8 protein-coding genes are annotated in these 14,832 nt (G+C 61.3%); 5 read left to right on the top strand and 3 right to left on the bottom strand.

Features of this window, described 5'->3' with window-relative positions; genetic code table 11:
* Nucleotides 1-468: 468 nt before the first annotated feature.
* Nucleotides 469-3,081, bottom strand: coding sequence for an AMP-binding protein (locus CK227_RS35120; protein WP_245318412.1), 2,613 nt, complete (start codon nucleotides 3,079-3,081; stop codon nucleotides 469-471).
* A gap of 454 nt (nucleotides 3,082-3,535) precedes the next feature.
* Between CK227_RS35120 and CK227_RS35115 the strand changes: the two genes are divergently transcribed.
* The 5 genes from CK227_RS35115 (at nucleotide 3,536) to CK227_RS35095 (ending at nucleotide 12,533) form a co-directional block, all read left to right on the top strand.
* Nucleotides 3,536-4,759: a glycosyltransferase gene (locus CK227_RS35115; protein ID WP_095776096.1), complete on the top strand. Its 1,224-nt coding sequence runs from the start codon at nucleotides 3,536-3,538 to the stop codon at nucleotides 4,757-4,759.
* On the top strand, nucleotides 4,756-6,015 hold the full coding sequence (locus CK227_RS35110; protein ID WP_095776095.1) for a polymerase: 1,260 nt from the start codon (nucleotides 4,756-4,758) through the stop codon (nucleotides 6,013-6,015). Before CK227_RS35115 ends, CK227_RS35110 begins: the two co-directional genes overlap by 4 nt.
* Before the next feature lies 1 nt (nucleotide 6,016).
* Nucleotides 6,017-8,014 (top strand): asparagine synthase (glutamine-hydrolyzing), encoded by a 1,998-nt coding sequence (asnB, locus tag CK227_RS35105; protein ID WP_095776094.1) that lies wholly within the window; start codon nucleotides 6,017-6,019, stop codon nucleotides 8,012-8,014.
* Nucleotide 8,015: 1 nt separating this feature from the next.
* Nucleotides 8,016-10,220: an exopolysaccharide transport family protein gene (locus tag CK227_RS35100; RefSeq protein WP_095776093.1), complete on the top strand. Its 2,205-nt coding sequence runs from the start codon at nucleotides 8,016-8,018 to the stop codon at nucleotides 10,218-10,220.
* A gap of 78 nt (nucleotides 10,221-10,298) precedes the next feature.
* Entirely contained in the window at nucleotides 10,299-12,533 is a 2,235-nt protein-coding gene (locus tag CK227_RS35095; RefSeq protein WP_095776092.1) for a polysaccharide biosynthesis C-terminal domain-containing protein, read from the top strand.
* Nucleotides 12,534-12,828: 295 nt separating this feature from the next.
* On the opposite strand, the gene CK227_RS35090 is transcribed toward CK227_RS35095, so the two are convergent.
* Together CK227_RS35090 and CK227_RS35085 are read right to left on the bottom strand one after the other, a co-directional pair.
* Nucleotides 12,829-13,890: an NAD-dependent epimerase/dehydratase family protein gene (locus tag CK227_RS35090; RefSeq protein ID WP_095776099.1), complete on the bottom strand. Its 1,062-nt coding sequence runs from the start codon at nucleotides 13,888-13,890 to the stop codon at nucleotides 12,829-12,831.
* A gap of 258 nt (nucleotides 13,891-14,148) precedes the next feature.
* Complete coding sequence (locus CK227_RS35085; RefSeq protein ID WP_095776091.1) at nucleotides 14,149-14,826, bottom strand: helix-turn-helix transcriptional regulator; 678 nt, start codon at nucleotides 14,824-14,826, stop codon at nucleotides 14,149-14,151.
* Nucleotides 14,827-14,832: the final 6 nt, after the last annotated feature.

Below are 14,832 nucleotides of genomic sequence, written 5' to 3'. Positions count from 1 at the left end.
CAATGAAAGACGAGGTTGCGCCATTGGCTTCATCGAGCCAGACCAGACCTTTCGTGCCAGCCGGCAAGGCGTTGAGTTCGTCCACGGATGAAACGTCGACAAGATTGAACCCGGCGGTTGCGACCTCGGAGGCCGATCCACCCGAGGCATAGTGGAGGGTTGTCATACAGATATCCTTCGTCCAATTCGGTGGTGCCCCGTGCCTGCCTATTGGAAAGGATATATTAGGGCCAAATCAAATACCGGCGCCCATTGATAGAATCGTTGATCATGGCAAGGAGAGCCTATGCGATGGGAAGGCTGCCCTGGGCCTGGTACTTGTTGATTGTTTAGGGATATTTCAGCGCGGCGACGCAGGACCAGGCTGTTCTCGCCACGGCGGCAGTGCCAGCGGATTTGTTGTGGATGCGTCAGCAAGATACATGGGCATCCTGTCTCGATTCAGCCTGCGGGTGTGCGAATCACCCACTATGCGCCGCTCACCACAAGGGCTCTTTCTATTAGCGGACGGTTGTGGCTGAGATAGGGTTCAACGAGCATGTCCAGGTGCCCGCCGACGATCGGAACTATGTTTAGGCCGGTGACGAAAGCACTCCAGCCAAGGTCGGACGGAACGCCTGTGCGCCTGCATCGGAACACGGTGGCGGTAATCGGCAATGTGGGCTTCGGTTGCGCGAGCCACTGGCCAAATGCACGCATCCGCAGGACTTCTTCAAGCTCAAGGCGCAAGATGAATCGTGTTCTCGCGAAGCGCCTCCATTGCAGCCAGTCGATGCCCCTCGCAAGCGCAGCCTCGGCGCCAAATTGGGCAAACAATTTTGCCAGAGCCCGCAAAATCATGCGATCCACCGTCACTCGATGCGTGCGGATGCGCTGGGCGGTGCGTGCGAGTCTTTCACGATAGTTGTGCTGTCCAGGCCCGATATTGGTGTCGAGGATTCCCAGGAACGTGACCGACCGACCGGCGGCAACAAGTTTGGCGGCAACCTCGAAGGCGACGCCGCCGCCAAGCGAATAACCGATCAGCTTCACATTGCCATCGGGCTGGGCCTGGCTGATCTGGTCGACAACCGCATCCACCATCCGCGGTATCGTGCCATGTCCCTTCAGCAGATCGTTCAGATCCCCGTAGCGTACGGCAACAACCCTGGCGACATTACCCATCTCCGCACCGAAGGCCGCCAGGCTTGGACCGTAGCCTATCGATCCGGGCACAATGAACAAGACGGGTCTCGGGTCGCAAGCCTCGACAAGCGAGCTGCTTGTGTCTTGCCCTGGAGACGCTGCCCGGACGACATCGGCAAAACTCATCCCGACCGTGAACGCGTCCAGGTTGAGTTCCCGCCCCAGAGCCGTCTCCAGCTCCATGACGAATTGCAGCAATTTCAATGAATCGCCGCCGGCATCATCCCAGCGGCTGCCGGCTGCCCTTTTGCCCGGGAGAATCCTCTCCCATACGGCCGCCGCGGTGCCTTCGACATCAAGCGGGTTTGCCGCTTGCCGGGCCATGGGCGTGCTCTGGGCGTCTTGCGCGTTCAGTGCGCGATCCAGTTCCCGTAGCTTGACACGGTCGACTTTGCCGCCTTTGAGCCGCGGTATCTCGGCAACACTGTGCAGGCGCGTCGGGTGAACAGCGGGCGGCAGGGCCGTCCTGATCAGGTCGCGCAATTCAGCAATGAAGTCACTTCCGCCAAGTCTGGCCGGGACGGCAAAGGCCACCAGTTCGTTCGCGTCCGTCACCACCGCAACGGCATCATCCACCTGAGGCGCCCGGCGCAGGACGAGTTCCAGTTCGGCAGGTTCGACCCGCCTTCCGTTGATTTTGATCTGGCGTCCCTTTCGTCCGACGATCCACATCATTCCGGTGTCGTCGACCTTGACCAGATCACCGGTTGCGAAGGTGCGAAGCAGGGGGTTGCCGGAGTTCGCCTGAAGAGGGACGTTTTCCCCATCCGCCCAGTAACCAAGCGTGGTGTAGTTGCTTCTGATCAGCAACTCTCCTTCATCGCCCGGGGCGACCTCGCATGCGTTCTCATCCACGATGGCGTATTCGATGCCGGGTAGCACGAAGCCAACCGGGACCGTTGCGCCGCGTTCCTGGTAGCCCCTCGGCAGGAACCATTGCGTGCCGGTCGTTTCCGTGGACGAATAGCTGATCTGGACAAGGCAGGACTCGGGAACGCTGCCGCGCAGCCGGTCGATATCGGACCATATAATCTTTTCTCCGCCGACCCGCACGATCCGCAAGGAAGAGAATGTGTTGGGCGCGGAACCATTCATCAACACACGCAGCAGCGCCGGCACGAGATAGACGACAGTCACCCGCCACTTCTCGAAATTGTCGCGGGCGGCGCGAATACCGGCGCTCTCTATATCCGAGAGGTACAATGTGGCGCCGCACAGCATCGGGGTCATCATCTCGCGGCATCCCGCGATCGTCGCCGGCCCGGTCAGCGGCATGAAGACGTCGTCGGGGCCGAAGTGGCAGGCATCCACATATTGCTGAACGCGTTGGAGGATCGCCCGCTGGCTGTTCACGACGCCTTTCGGCGCCCCGGTGCTACCTGACGTGTACAGAACGATTGCCGGAGCATCGACCGGCACTTCGGGCGGCAACGCCGATAGGTTGCCATCCCGCGTTGCGGCCGTGCAACTTGCCGCGTCGATCCATTCAAGCGAGGGGGCATCCGGCCAGCCTGCCGGCTTGCCCGGCCCTGGCTTGATGATCGCTGCCAGCCGCGCGCTGGTGGAAATTGCCGCGAGGCGCTGAAATGGATCCCGGGGGTTCAATGGCACGGCGGGCCTGCCGGCCCGCATGGCGGCGAGCATGGCCACCGGATACCAGAGGGTATTTCCGATCAGAATCCCGACCGCCTTGCCTGGTGGAGTTGAACCGGCAATCGCTGCCGCCAGGTTTTGGACTGCGTTGAGCAGTTCCGAAAAGCTGAGGGACGTAGAGCCATCACTGATCGCGATCTTGGCCGGGTATTTTTCGACAACCCGCTCCAGGTGCGAGAACGCCGATTTTTCGGAGAAGTCGTCGCCCATCCGCGGGAAGAAACGGGTGGTTGGTCCGTCCATATCCAGAGGGCGGGTGGAGGCCTGTTTCCATGTGAAGCCGCCTGGAGGGCTGCTGTTGCGAGCTGTCGCAGCATCTTGATCCGTTGTCGGTCCGCCAACGGAGGGCAAGGCACGTGGAAAACGGCTTTCTAAACGCGGGTACCCCGACGTCTCCAACACAGCCCCCTTGTTTTGCTGATTGGCTTTGCCGTGTCGTACGCGACCATGTCGGCCCTGGCATCGTTAGAACGAATGAGTTCCCGCTCAACTCATCGATCCGACGGCGCTTGCGCTGCATCACCGCATCGCCCAATTCCTTGCTTCATTCAAACAGACGAGGACAACGCGCAAGCCTGCTCCTAGCGTGAGGCTGGGTGTTGTGCGTACTGGGGCGATGACGCCGGACCGTGAAAACAGATCACAGGGCCAGCGGTTTTGCGCGATGGGGATTCTGCCGGCATCCAGGAGGGACAGGATGAGTCCGCATCTGGTTTGCATAGGAGGCGAGGATCACCGGCTTAGAATTCCGTTCCTTCTGGCGCTGCGTGAACGGGGCTTTCGTGTCACTGCCGTCTCGAGCGATGCCGGAGACGCCTTTTCACCTCACGGCATTCCGCATCGCCGGTTTGGGTTCGACCGCTTTGCCAGCGGCGGTGGAGAATGGGGCGCTGTCAGCGCGATCCGTAAATTGATGTCCGAACTGCGTCCGGACATTGTTCAAAGTTTCGACACCAAGCCCAACCTCCTGACGCCTCTGGCCGTGCGCGGCCAGGTTCCGGTCATTCGCACCATCAATGGGCTCGGTTGGACATTCTCATCACGGGAACCGCGGGCGCTGGCGCTGCGTCCGGTCTTTTGTGGCCTTCAGGGACTGGCGTCGCTTTGGACAGCCATGACGGTCTTTCAGAATCGTGACGATCAGGCCTTCTTCGACCGCTATCGGCTGGCGGGTCGCGGCAAAGGGCGACTGATCCGGAGTTCTGGAATCGACCCGAATGCATTCTCGACAGCAAGATACCGTGGCCCTTCGGCCGCCGCTATGCGCGAGGAGCTTGGGCTTCAATCGGCCGAAGTCGTAATCTTTGTCGGTCGGCTGACTCGCCAGAAAGGGATTCCGACCCTGATCAAGGCGGTTCCCCGCGTCCTCTCCGAGAGGCCCAATGCGCGTTTCGTGCTTGTCGGTCCGCAGGACTCTGAAGGTCCGTTCGCGGTCAGTAGGTCCGATATCGAGCAATATGCTCCTTACGTCGTCGCCCTGGGGCCAAGGCGGGACGTTCCAGCTCTCCTTGGCATGGCGGATCTGTTCGCGTTTCCAACACAGTATCGCGAGGGTATTCCGCGCGTCCTGCTGGAAGCGGGTTTGTCCGGGTTGCCAATCGTCGCCTCGAGAATGCCCGGCTGCAATGACGTGGTTGAAGATGGCTGGAATGGCTATCTTGTCGCGCCGCGCGATGCCGATGGCCTGGCGTCCAGAATAATCGATCTTCTGTCCGACCGCGCCCGTGGCAAGATCATGGGCAGCCGTTCCGTCGGCCTCGTGCGGGAGCGCTTTTCGCTGTCGTGGGTCGTCGACCAGTATTGCGATCTGTACAAGACTGTCCTCGGTGGCAAATACCGCGGCAGTCTTGCTCGGCCCGCGCCCGTGATCTCGCGGGAAGAGGGTGCGCGGGCCCCCCGACTGGGTGAGGCGCGGCAATGATCCGTGATGTGATCCTGGCCTTCGGCATCGCAATGTCCTACGCGGTGCAGCTCAGCATCCCGGGGCTGCCGTTCGGCTACAGCGAACTGTCCCTCACGCTCTGGATATTGCTGTCGATCACGCGCATCCTTGCCGGCGGCCGACTTGAGGTTACGCCGGCCTTCACCAAACTTGCATGTTTCTGGGTGATCCTGACGCTTGCCCTGGGCGTGGGTTCCATCATCGGCTTTCTGACGACGACGCTGTTCCTCGATCCGTTGTTGCATGACACGATGGCGTATGTGCTGTTGGCCTGCGTTACCTGCCTGGCTGCCGCGGAACCCAACGCAGCTTCCCGTTTACGCCGCATCGCCTGGTGGATGATCGCTATCGCGAATGCGGGCTTTGTCGTTCAGGTGGGGCTTGGTTTCGGCTGGATCCATCAGTCTGGCGTCCACCCCTGGTTCTGGGACCGCTTCAGCGGTTGGTCTGACAATCCGAACCAGCTTGCGCTCTACTGCGCGCTCCTCGGTCCATTGGCCCTGCATCTTGCCACAACTACCAGCAATCCATGGGGAAGATGTCTCGGGCTGTCCAGCCTGATCCTCACCTTCTATGTCGGAAGGCTGACAAAGAGCGATACCTATCTCTATACGACGATCCTGGCATGCCTGATCCTTCTTGGGTTGAGGATTCGGGCATGGCTCACTAGCGACGGCGGCAAGATCAGCCTTTCACGGCAACTAGCCCTCCTGTTCACCATTGGATTCCTTCCATTGGCGGTCTCCATCACGCCTTACGCCCTCAGCGAGGCCGCCAACGCCGAAAACTTCGCCAAGAGCCTCACCAAGGACAAGGGCGGGGAAGCAACCGCGGAAACCGCGGCACTTCGCCTCCAGCTTTGGGACGAGGCATTGGACAAGGGAGCAAGATCCGGATCGCTGGGTCTCGGACCAGGCCCGCACCTTGATCGTCCCTCCGTCGTCGATCAGCAGTTTCTGCCGCGGCCTTTCGAGGCCCATAGCACGATCCTCGATCTCTACACTCAGGGTGGCCTGATTTCGGTCCTGGCCTTGCTGTGGATCCTCGGCTCGGCCGCCTTGTCCGCCTGGGGTGCGAGACAGGACACGCTCATGGCGCTCGTGGCATCGATCGCTGTCTTCAGTGCTCCTCACCTGATCATCCGCCATCCGATCGTGTGGTTCTGTCTGACCCTCTGCCTTGTCGCCGGAACGCCGCAGGCGGTCCCCGCGATCGCTCGCCAGAGGAGATATTAGAATGTGTGGGATCGCCGGAATTCTCTTGGCGCCCGATGCAGCCAATACGAACGCGCTCAGGGCGATCGGGCCGATGATGACGGCCCTTCGTCATCGCGGGCCCGATGGCGAGGCGCTTTGGATGAGCCGTGAAGCCGGGATCGCCTTCGGGCACCGGCGTCTGGCCATCGTCGACCTGTCGGAGGCGGGTCGCCAGCCGATGCACTCCGCGAGCGGCCGGTATGTCATTACCTTCAATGGCGAAATATACAACTTTCGCGATCTGCGCCGCGAACTGGAAGGGGCGGGCCACCATTTCCGCGGCACCAGCGACACGGAAGTGATGCTGTGCGCGATCGAGAGCTGGGGCCTCGAGGCGGCACTTGCGCGCTTCGCCGGCATGTTCGCTTTCGGGCTATGGGATCTGAAGAACCGGATTCTCCACCTCGCCCGCGACCGAATGGGAAAAAAGCCGCTCTATGTCGCCTCGACACGGGAAGCGCTTGTCTTCGCCTCGGAGCTGAAGGCGATCACCTGCTTCCCGGGATTCGCCCCGGAACTCGATGTCGATGCGGCGGCGACGATGCTTTCGAAAGGGTGGGTGCCGGATGACCGTTGCATCTGGCAGGACGTGTTCAAGCTGCCACCCGGTTCAGTCCTGTCGGTGACGGCGGAGGATTTCGCCAATGCCCGTGGCGCCGGCTCGCTCGCGCATCGCATTCGCCGCTGGTGGTCGCTTGCCGATGTCGCCTGCAAGGCGCAGCGGGATCCGATCGCCGGCAGCGACGAGGACCTTACGACCGAACTCGACAGCCTGCTTCGCCTCGCCGTCAAAGAACGAATGGTTGCCGATGTGCCGCTTGGCGCCTTTCTGTCGGGTGGAATTGACAGCTCGACGGTCGTCGCCCTGATGCAGGCGCAGTCCCCGAAGCCCGTTCGCACGTTCACCATAGCGTTCGGCGAGAGCGGGTTCGACGAGGCCCCTCATGCGGCCGCGGTTGCACGGCATCTGGGCACCGATCACACGGAACTTCATCTTTCACCGGCCGCGGCGCTTGAGGTCATTCCTGAACTGCCGAGGATCTGGGACGAGCCGTTCGCCGACGAGTCGCAGATACCGACGCTGCTGGTGTCGCGCCTCGCCCGGCGACACGTCACCGTAGCTCTGTCGGGCGATGGCGGCGACGAGTGCTTCGCAGGCTATTCTCGACACTTCCTGGCAACCCGTCTCAGAAGGCAGCACGAGCTGCCATCATCAATTCGGCGGATGTTGGCGGCGGGGGCAGGATTACTGGCCCAGGCCTCCCAGAAAGACATTTTCGGCAGCCTGCCGCTTTCGGCGAACGTGCGGCACGGATTGCGCGGTGACCGGTTGAACCGCCTCGCCCACCTGTTCGCAGCGGCAAATGAGGACCAACTGCTTCAGCGGCTGACGGAATCTTCGACCAACAAACTTCTTCATCACAAGCCAGCGGCATCCAATGCCGGCGCGACACAGTTCGACGACCTGCTGTCACGCCTGCTGTTCGACGACATGACCGGCTATCTCCCCGGCGACATCCTCGTGAAGCTCGATCGCGCCACCATGGCCAACAGCCTCGAGGGGCGATGCCCGATCCTGGACCATCGCGTCGTAGAATTCGCCTGGCGCCTGCCAACCGATGCCAAGGTCCGGAGTGGCAAGGGCAAATGGATACTGCGCCAGCTCCTTGATCGCTATGTGCCGCGCCGACTGGTCGATCGGCCCAAGCAGGGTTTCGACGTTCCGGTCGGAGCCTGGCTGAGAGGACCCCTGCGCGATTGGGCAGCGGATATCATCGCCACGACACGCCTGTCCGGAGACGGGGTCATCGACTGTGCGAAGGTCGACGCATGTTGGCGCGATCATCTGCATGGAAACCAGGATCATTTTCGTGACTTGTGGCCGCTGCTGATGTTCCAGGCATGGCGCAACGAAGCCATGCGGCCATCGGCGCCGGCATCGCGCCCTTCTTATGATATCGAACTGACAGGGGATTGAGATGGAAGGTTCCATAGCCAGCCGCGCCAGGCTTCCGCGTGCTACGCAGATGGCCGTCGCTACGCTCGACACCAATCCGCGGATGAGACGACCGCCGCGCGAGCCCATGCAACCGCCGTCTCCCTTCCATCAGCTCGTCGTCACCCTGGCGACGGGAAAATGGCTCTTGCTTGCCGTCGCCCTTCTGGGCGGCATACTGGCCGGCCTCGCGGGCCTTGCTCGTCCAGTGCTGTTCGAGGCGGCGACCCAGATCATCATCGATGCCCCGAGCACCGGCACTTCGAACGCTACGGCGACCGCTCAAGACTCGCTGGATTCGAGCATCGATGACCATTTGACGATGCTCTCGTCGCAAGCCCACCTGCGTCGAGTTCTGACGGCACTGCGTCAACCGCAGGCAGCCGACGCCGCCGGAAAAAGCGGCATCAGTGCCGTCCCGCCCACCGCAGGCTCGTTCGTGAGCGATCTGCTGAGCCGGGTCTGGTCGAAGGATAAGCCGGCGGTGGAAAATCCGGAGGCTGCGGATGCCGCCGCGCTGAAGACGCTGCGGAGCGGAATGAGGGTCGGACAAGAGCTGCGCTCGCGCGTCATCACAATCGGCTTCACCGATACCAGCCCGGCGCGTGCCGCGCTTGTCGCGAACACATTCGCTCAGGTGTATATCGAGGATCTCGTACAGAAACGGCGTGCATCGGATCAGCGCGAACTGGAATCGTTGGTCGCCAGCCTGCCGCAAGTACAAAGGGACCTGGTCGACGCGACCGATCGGCTGGAGACGTATCGGCTGACGCATGGCGCCGTTGATCAAAGCGCGGCCAACAACGCAGCCAATGAGACAGCGGAACTTGGCCGACAGATTTTCTTGTCGAAAGCCAATCTTTCCGCCTCGGAATCGCGCCTTCGCCATATCGAGGACCTGCGAAAGGCGGGCGCCCCTGTATCGGCCATCGCTGAAGAAATCGGATCGCCTGTGTTGGCCGACCTCGTGGCACGTCAGTCGGGTGCCGCTGCGGACGGCGATCTGGGCACAGCGATCAACCGTGAGATAGAGCAGGGCATCGCGCGCATCGCCGCCGAGGCAAACGTCTACCGCACCCAGGTTACGGCTCTCGAGGATCGCAAGAGGGTGCTCGACGCGGCCGTGGCCGACACTGCGAGCCAGCTTTCCGGCTTGCGTGCCCTTGAGCCGCAGGTCACCATCGTGACACAGCACTACAACGAGCTCCTTAGCCGGCAGCAGGACCTGATACGGCGCATCGCCGCTCCTTCGCCAGGTGTAGCGGTCCTGTCGACGGCATGGCCGCCGTCAAATCCCAGCACCCTGTCGAGAATTTTCCTGATTCCACCCGGCATGATCGTATTTGGTCTGATGGCGGCGGTCTTCGTCCTGGTCCGTAACATGTTCAACCAGACCTTGCGCAGCGAAGCTGAAGCCGAAGCCGAGCTTGGGGTCCCGTGCGTAGGACTGGTTCCTAAGGTTTCGGGACTCCACGCCAGACAACTGCGGCATCTGGTTCTGGGCCAGCAGAACTCGCCGTTCAGTCGCGCGGCGACATCCCTTCTGGTCACTGCGGCGCCAACTCAGGGAAGGGGGCAACCGCCGCACATCGTCCTCGTGACGTCCAGCATCCTGGACGATGGCAAGACAGAGTTGGCGTGGAGCCTGGCGCTGGCGGCAACGCGATTGGGAGGAAAGGTGCTTTTCCTCGACCTCGACCGCAAGGACGCGCGCCTGACGAACGAGTTTCGTGGCGAATTCGGAACCATCAAGGCTCACAACTCCTTTGGGGACTATGTGAGTGAACGCTGCGTGCTCCAGGATGCGATCACGAGAATGCCAGAAATCGGCATCGATCTGATGGCCGCTCCAGCACCTTCGGATGATCTGCTGACGCTTCTGTCCACGGTCGACAAATCCCAGTTCACCGAAGAACTGCTCTCGGTCTACGACGTTGTCATCATCAACGGGCCGCTGGGACTCGGGGGTCCCGAAACCAGGCTCCTGAAGCGCTGGGCCGATGCAGTGCTTTTTGCCGTTCGCTGGGCCAAGACGAGGCGCGGCATCGCCCGTGGCGTTCTGGAGTCGCTCCGTGCCGGTGGATCCGTCACCGTTCCGGTCGGGAGTGTGCTCACCCAAGTGAATTTAAAGAGGTACGCCGGCTCCAGGCTCGAGGACAACGCCGACCTGCTGTTGGAGAGGGTTTGATGAGGACCGTCGTCTGCGTTCTTCAAAAAAAATGCCACAGGGAACCAACTGCGTTCCAACAATCGGGCCTGCCCCAGAATGATCATTGAATTTTTCGGACCGCCAGGATCCGGCAAAACAACATTTGCGCATGCGCTCGCCGAGCAGTTGCGCGGGAAAGGCTATCGCGCCAAGGTCGCTCTCAGCTATCAGCCCAGCACCAGGGCCGGAAGCTTCGACCTTGGGATCGTTCTGTTCGTTTCCAGAATAGCATCGGCGATATTCTCGACTGCGGGAATATTTCTATCGTCGATCGGGCGACTGGACGATATTTCAAGTTCGGTGTCGATGGTGAAGTTGATACCGCCGAAGAAACGAATATGGCGCGCCCGGATCTGGCGATATATCTTGCACCTTTCGCGTTGCTGGAGCGCCGCGAAGCAATCGCCCGAAATTGTCATATTCGATCAAGGATACGTTCAAGCGATTGGATCGCTGGCGATGTTCAATGGGGGCACCGACCGCGAAGCGCTCGAAAAGGCACTCAGTCTCGCGCCGCCGGCCGATCTCACCATCAGGCTGGTGGTGCCATCTGCGGTCGTGGAGAGTCGCCTCCGACATCGGATGGAGCACGAGCCGCCGGCGGAGCGGATTTTCGAGGCCGACTTGGACGTGAATATGAGCGCCTTTGGCGTGTTCGAATCGATAAACGATCTTCTCGCGATTTCTGGCCGAAGTGTCGTTTCCGTCGAGAACGCCGACAGTCAATCTGGGCTCAAAAGTATTTGTAAGGTCGAGAAGCAAATCATTTCCGCGCTTTCACGGATGGATAAAGGATTCGCAAATCGAAACCAAAAAGAAAGCGCACCACTTGCGCATGCTGCGGCAATCGATAGTCGCGTGTCTCGAAAGTCTCCGGGTCATCCCGCCGGTGCTCTTCCAATAGCCACACCCCGGCGAAATAAGGACGTCGGCTCGCGGCTCGCGAGGGCGAGCGTCTTCGCCCTCTTGATCTACATCGGAGGTGCCGGGTTGACCAGCCTTGCACAGCTGGCCATTGCGCGCCTCATCGGGCCTCACGACTACGGGATCTATGCCTACGTTCTGGCCTGGACCTCCGTGCTCGCCTATCTGGCAACGCTTGGTTTCAATGTGTCCCTGCTGCGTTTTGTGCCCGCCTATAGAGCCAACGGCAGGCTCGATCTGGCGCGAGGGGTGATAAAATTCGCCCTGCGGAGATCGCTGCTCGCGGCGACGCTGTTCGGGATGGCGGGTGCTGCCTTGGTCCTCTTCTTTTCAGAGCAGGCGCAACCGGATCATACGCAGAGAGGGCTTGAGATAAGCACCATGCTTGGCATGGCGGCCGTACCCTTGATTACCGCTTATGCCATTGGCGCTACGCTTGTGCGTGCTTTCGGCGGCGTCGTTTCGGCATTGTTGCCGGAGCGCATCGTGCGAGACGGGCTGCTGCTGGTATTGGTGGCGATCATGGCCGAGTCCGGATTGTGGGTGGTGCACGCCCCGCAGGTGATGCTGGCGGTGCTGACAAGTTCCGCCATCACTGTTGGGCTGGTGTTCATCACCGCCAGGAAGTTTGAACCACCTGGCCTGCGGCAGGCTCAGCCCGCTTACGAACCGAGGGGATGGTGGCTTGCCGTCCCGCCGCTCATGCTCATTACCGGCCTCGATGTCTTCGTCAGTCGTGCTGGCGTGCTGGTGTTGGGCTGGACCGATCATATCCGTGAGGCCGGTATTTTCGCCCTGGCGTTGAACGTGGCGATGCTTGTGGGGCTTTCCCGCATCGCTGTCGCTACCATGTTTTCGCCAACAGCGGCCGATCTGCACGCCAGAGGCGATCATAAAGGCCTGCAGCAGCTGTTCGCGCGGGCCACCTTGCTGTCTGCGGGCGGCGCCATCGCGGTGGCCGTCCCAATGATGATGATCGCCGAGCCGTTCTTGAGCTTCTTCGGGGAGGGCTTTGCTGCGGGAGCGCCAATCGCGCGGGTGCTCATTTTGGGCTATGTTTTCGTTGCGCTGTGCGGGCCTCAGCAGAATCTGCTGGCGATGACCGGAAACGAGTGGGCCGCGGCAACGACCATGATCGCCGGTGCGGCCGCCAACATCATAGCCTGTGCCGTGGGCGTCGAGATATACGGCCCAATTGGCGCGGCTGTCGGTGTCGCGCTTGCCCTAGCCATCTGGAACGTTGCCATGGCCGTCTATATCGGCAAGCGACTGAAGATCCTGCCTGGCTTGGTGTCTGCCCTGCTCTCGATCAGGCCAAGCGCGATTGGCGGCCAACAATGGAACTGGTTATTGAAGGCCGGCAAATGAGGTGGCCTATCCATCGATGATGTCCCTCACGACGGCGCCGGCGTATCGATCGGCCTGCGACCGCTAGCCCTGTGCCTGCAACATGGTTGAAGGAGCAGGTCGGCGGCCTGGCCCCAAAGACGCATCGATGGTCTCCCGCCCCCCGACACCATCGCGCCCGCCGACGCGGCCTTTGCATCCTGTGGTCCGTATGCGTCGTTTGAAGGAGTGTTGGTGGGAAGGCGCGCCGCGTCAGCCATAGGTCGGGTGACCGAACCGGCGGTGTGCCCGCCGTCCGGCCTCCCGTGGTCTCGCCCTATGCCTGAACGAACGCATGTCGTTCTCGGCCGACGGGGCTTGCATGGAAATCCCGGTACCATTCCACGAAACGTTGCACGCCGTCCTCCAGTGCCGTCGCCGGTGCGAAGCCGACAGCGCGGCGGAGGTCGCTGACGTCGGCGCGGGTTTTCAGGACGTCACCTGGAGGTAAAGGCACGTTGACGCGAAGGGCGCGGCGGCCAAGGGCAGTTTCGATGATCGCGATCAGACGGTTGATTTCTTCGGGCCGGTCATTGCCGATATTGTAGATCCGATATGGCGCCGAACTGGTGGCGGGGTCAGCCGTGCGGCTGTCCCAGTCCGGATCCGGACGAGGCGGCGCGGCGAGCACGCGAACCACCCCCTCTACGATGTCGTCGATATAGGTGAAATCTCGCCACACGCGGCCGGCATTGGCAATCTCGATCGTGCGCCCCTCGGCGATGGCATGGGTGAACGTATAGACTGCCATGTCAGGCCTGCCCCAGGGACCATAGACGGTGAAGAAGCGCAATCCTGTCACCGGCAAGCCGAACAGGTGGCTATAGGAATGCGCCATGCATTCGTTTGCGCTTTTGGTCGCGGCATAGAAGCTGAGCGGATGACTGGCGCCATGGTGCTCGGAAAACGGTATGCTTCGATTGGCGCCGTAAACGGAACTCGACGAGGCATAAACGAGATGGCTGACGCCGGCGTGCCGGCAGCCCTCCAGAACATTGAGAAACGCGACTACATTCGACTGCACATAGGCATGCGGGTCGGCGAGCGAATAACGCACCCCAGCCTGGGCGGCGAGGTGCACGAAGTGCGATGGCTGGAAGTCGGAAAACAGCGCCTTCACCTGCGCCTGGTCCGCCATGTCCATCCGCATCGGAGTGAACCTCGGCTCGGCACAGAGCTGCGCAAATCGCGCCTCCTTTAGCCTGACGTCGTAGTAGGGCGTAAAATTGTCGACGCCGATAACGACAAGGCCACGCCGCAAAAGCCGCAACGCGACATGAAACCCGATGAATCCAGCGGCGCCTGTGACGACGATCGGTCCCGCGCGTGCAAGTTTCAGTACAGCACCGTCCGACCGCGTACGAGCGGTATCAGGCAGCTTGTGGACCGTCGAATTTGTTTCGACCATGGCAGGTCACTCCAATTACGAGATTCCGCGCTCCGCCCGAGTTCGATAGCGCGTCGACAGGCTGGAGATGGCACCGCGAGTTTTGCAATCTGCGCAACCGCGGCCGCAGAATTTGCAGCCGCGTTGCCATGGCAATATATCTCGGTCTGCTGAATTCGACGGGTCCTGACGCCCGCCGAAATCGCTCTTTCATGGCAGGACCGAAATGCGCCCCAGAAGAGCAACCAGTTCGGCCTGACGCCTTGTTTCGGTCTTGGCGAACAGCGAGGCAAGCTGGGAGCGGATCGTCGTGCGGCTGAGATGCCAGCTGCGAGCAATCTCCAGCGGTGCATCGCCTTGCGCCAGGCGCAATGCAAGCTGCGTTTCCGCGCTGGTCAAACCGAACATCTTTTGCAAGGTCTGAGGGTTGGCCGCCGATGTGTTCTCCCGGTCCAGCAATGCGACGATGCTTGTCCCGTCGGGTGTGACGACGCCCGCCTCATTCAGGATCACAGGCCTGTCGCCTCTGCTGCGGATCACCACCCATGAGAGTGATCCCGGCTGGAAATGGACCGGAACATTCGCGACCAGCCGCCTTAGCCCCGCGGACAGCTCGACGGCCGTGTCAGCCGCTTCGCCCTGCCGCTCAAGCGTGTCTTGCGCGGCTGTATTCCACTCGATTACTTTCCTGTCGCGGTCCAGCACAAGATAGCCGCAGCCGATGCGTTCAAGCATGCCGGTTATGGATTCCAAACTCCGTCGCTGCGGCCCGCCAGGTCTGGCGTCTGGCCGATCCGAAAGATGTATCGGACGTGCGTGACGAGTATCTTTCAATACAATGTATTGGCTGACTGCAACGGTGTCGTTGCGCCTCTCGATCAGTGTCATCGCTTC

It is taken from the genome of Mesorhizobium sp. WSM4308 (assembly GCF_002294905.1).
Taxonomy (GTDB): Bacteria; Pseudomonadota; Alphaproteobacteria; order Rhizobiales; family Rhizobiaceae; genus Mesorhizobium.
This window is presented reverse-complemented; position numbering and strand designations above follow the sequence as displayed.

Coding starts and splice junctions, on each gene's coding strand:
- CK227_RS35100 (WP_095776093.1), top strand. CDS start 8,016: ATGGAAGGTTCCATAGCCAGCCGCGCCAGGCTTCCGCGTGCTACGCAG.
- CK227_RS35115 (WP_095776096.1), top strand. CDS start 3,536: ATGAGTCCGCATCTGGTTTGCATAGGAGGCGAGGATCACCGGCTTAGA.
- CK227_RS35110 (WP_095776095.1), top strand. CDS start 4,756: ATGATCCGTGATGTGATCCTGGCCTTCGGCATCGCAATGTCCTACGCG.
- CK227_RS35120 (WP_245318412.1), bottom strand. CDS start 3,081: ATGGACGGACCAACCACCCGTTTCTTCCCGCGGATGGGCGACGACTTC.
- CK227_RS35095 (WP_095776092.1), top strand. CDS start 10,299: ATGATCATTGAATTTTTCGGACCGCCAGGATCCGGCAAAACAACATTT.
- asnB (WP_095776094.1), top strand. CDS start 6,017: ATGTGTGGGATCGCCGGAATTCTCTTGGCGCCCGATGCAGCCAATACG.
- CK227_RS35085 (WP_095776091.1), bottom strand. CDS start 14,826: ATGACACTGATCGAGAGGCGCAACGACACCGTTGCAGTCAGCCAATAC.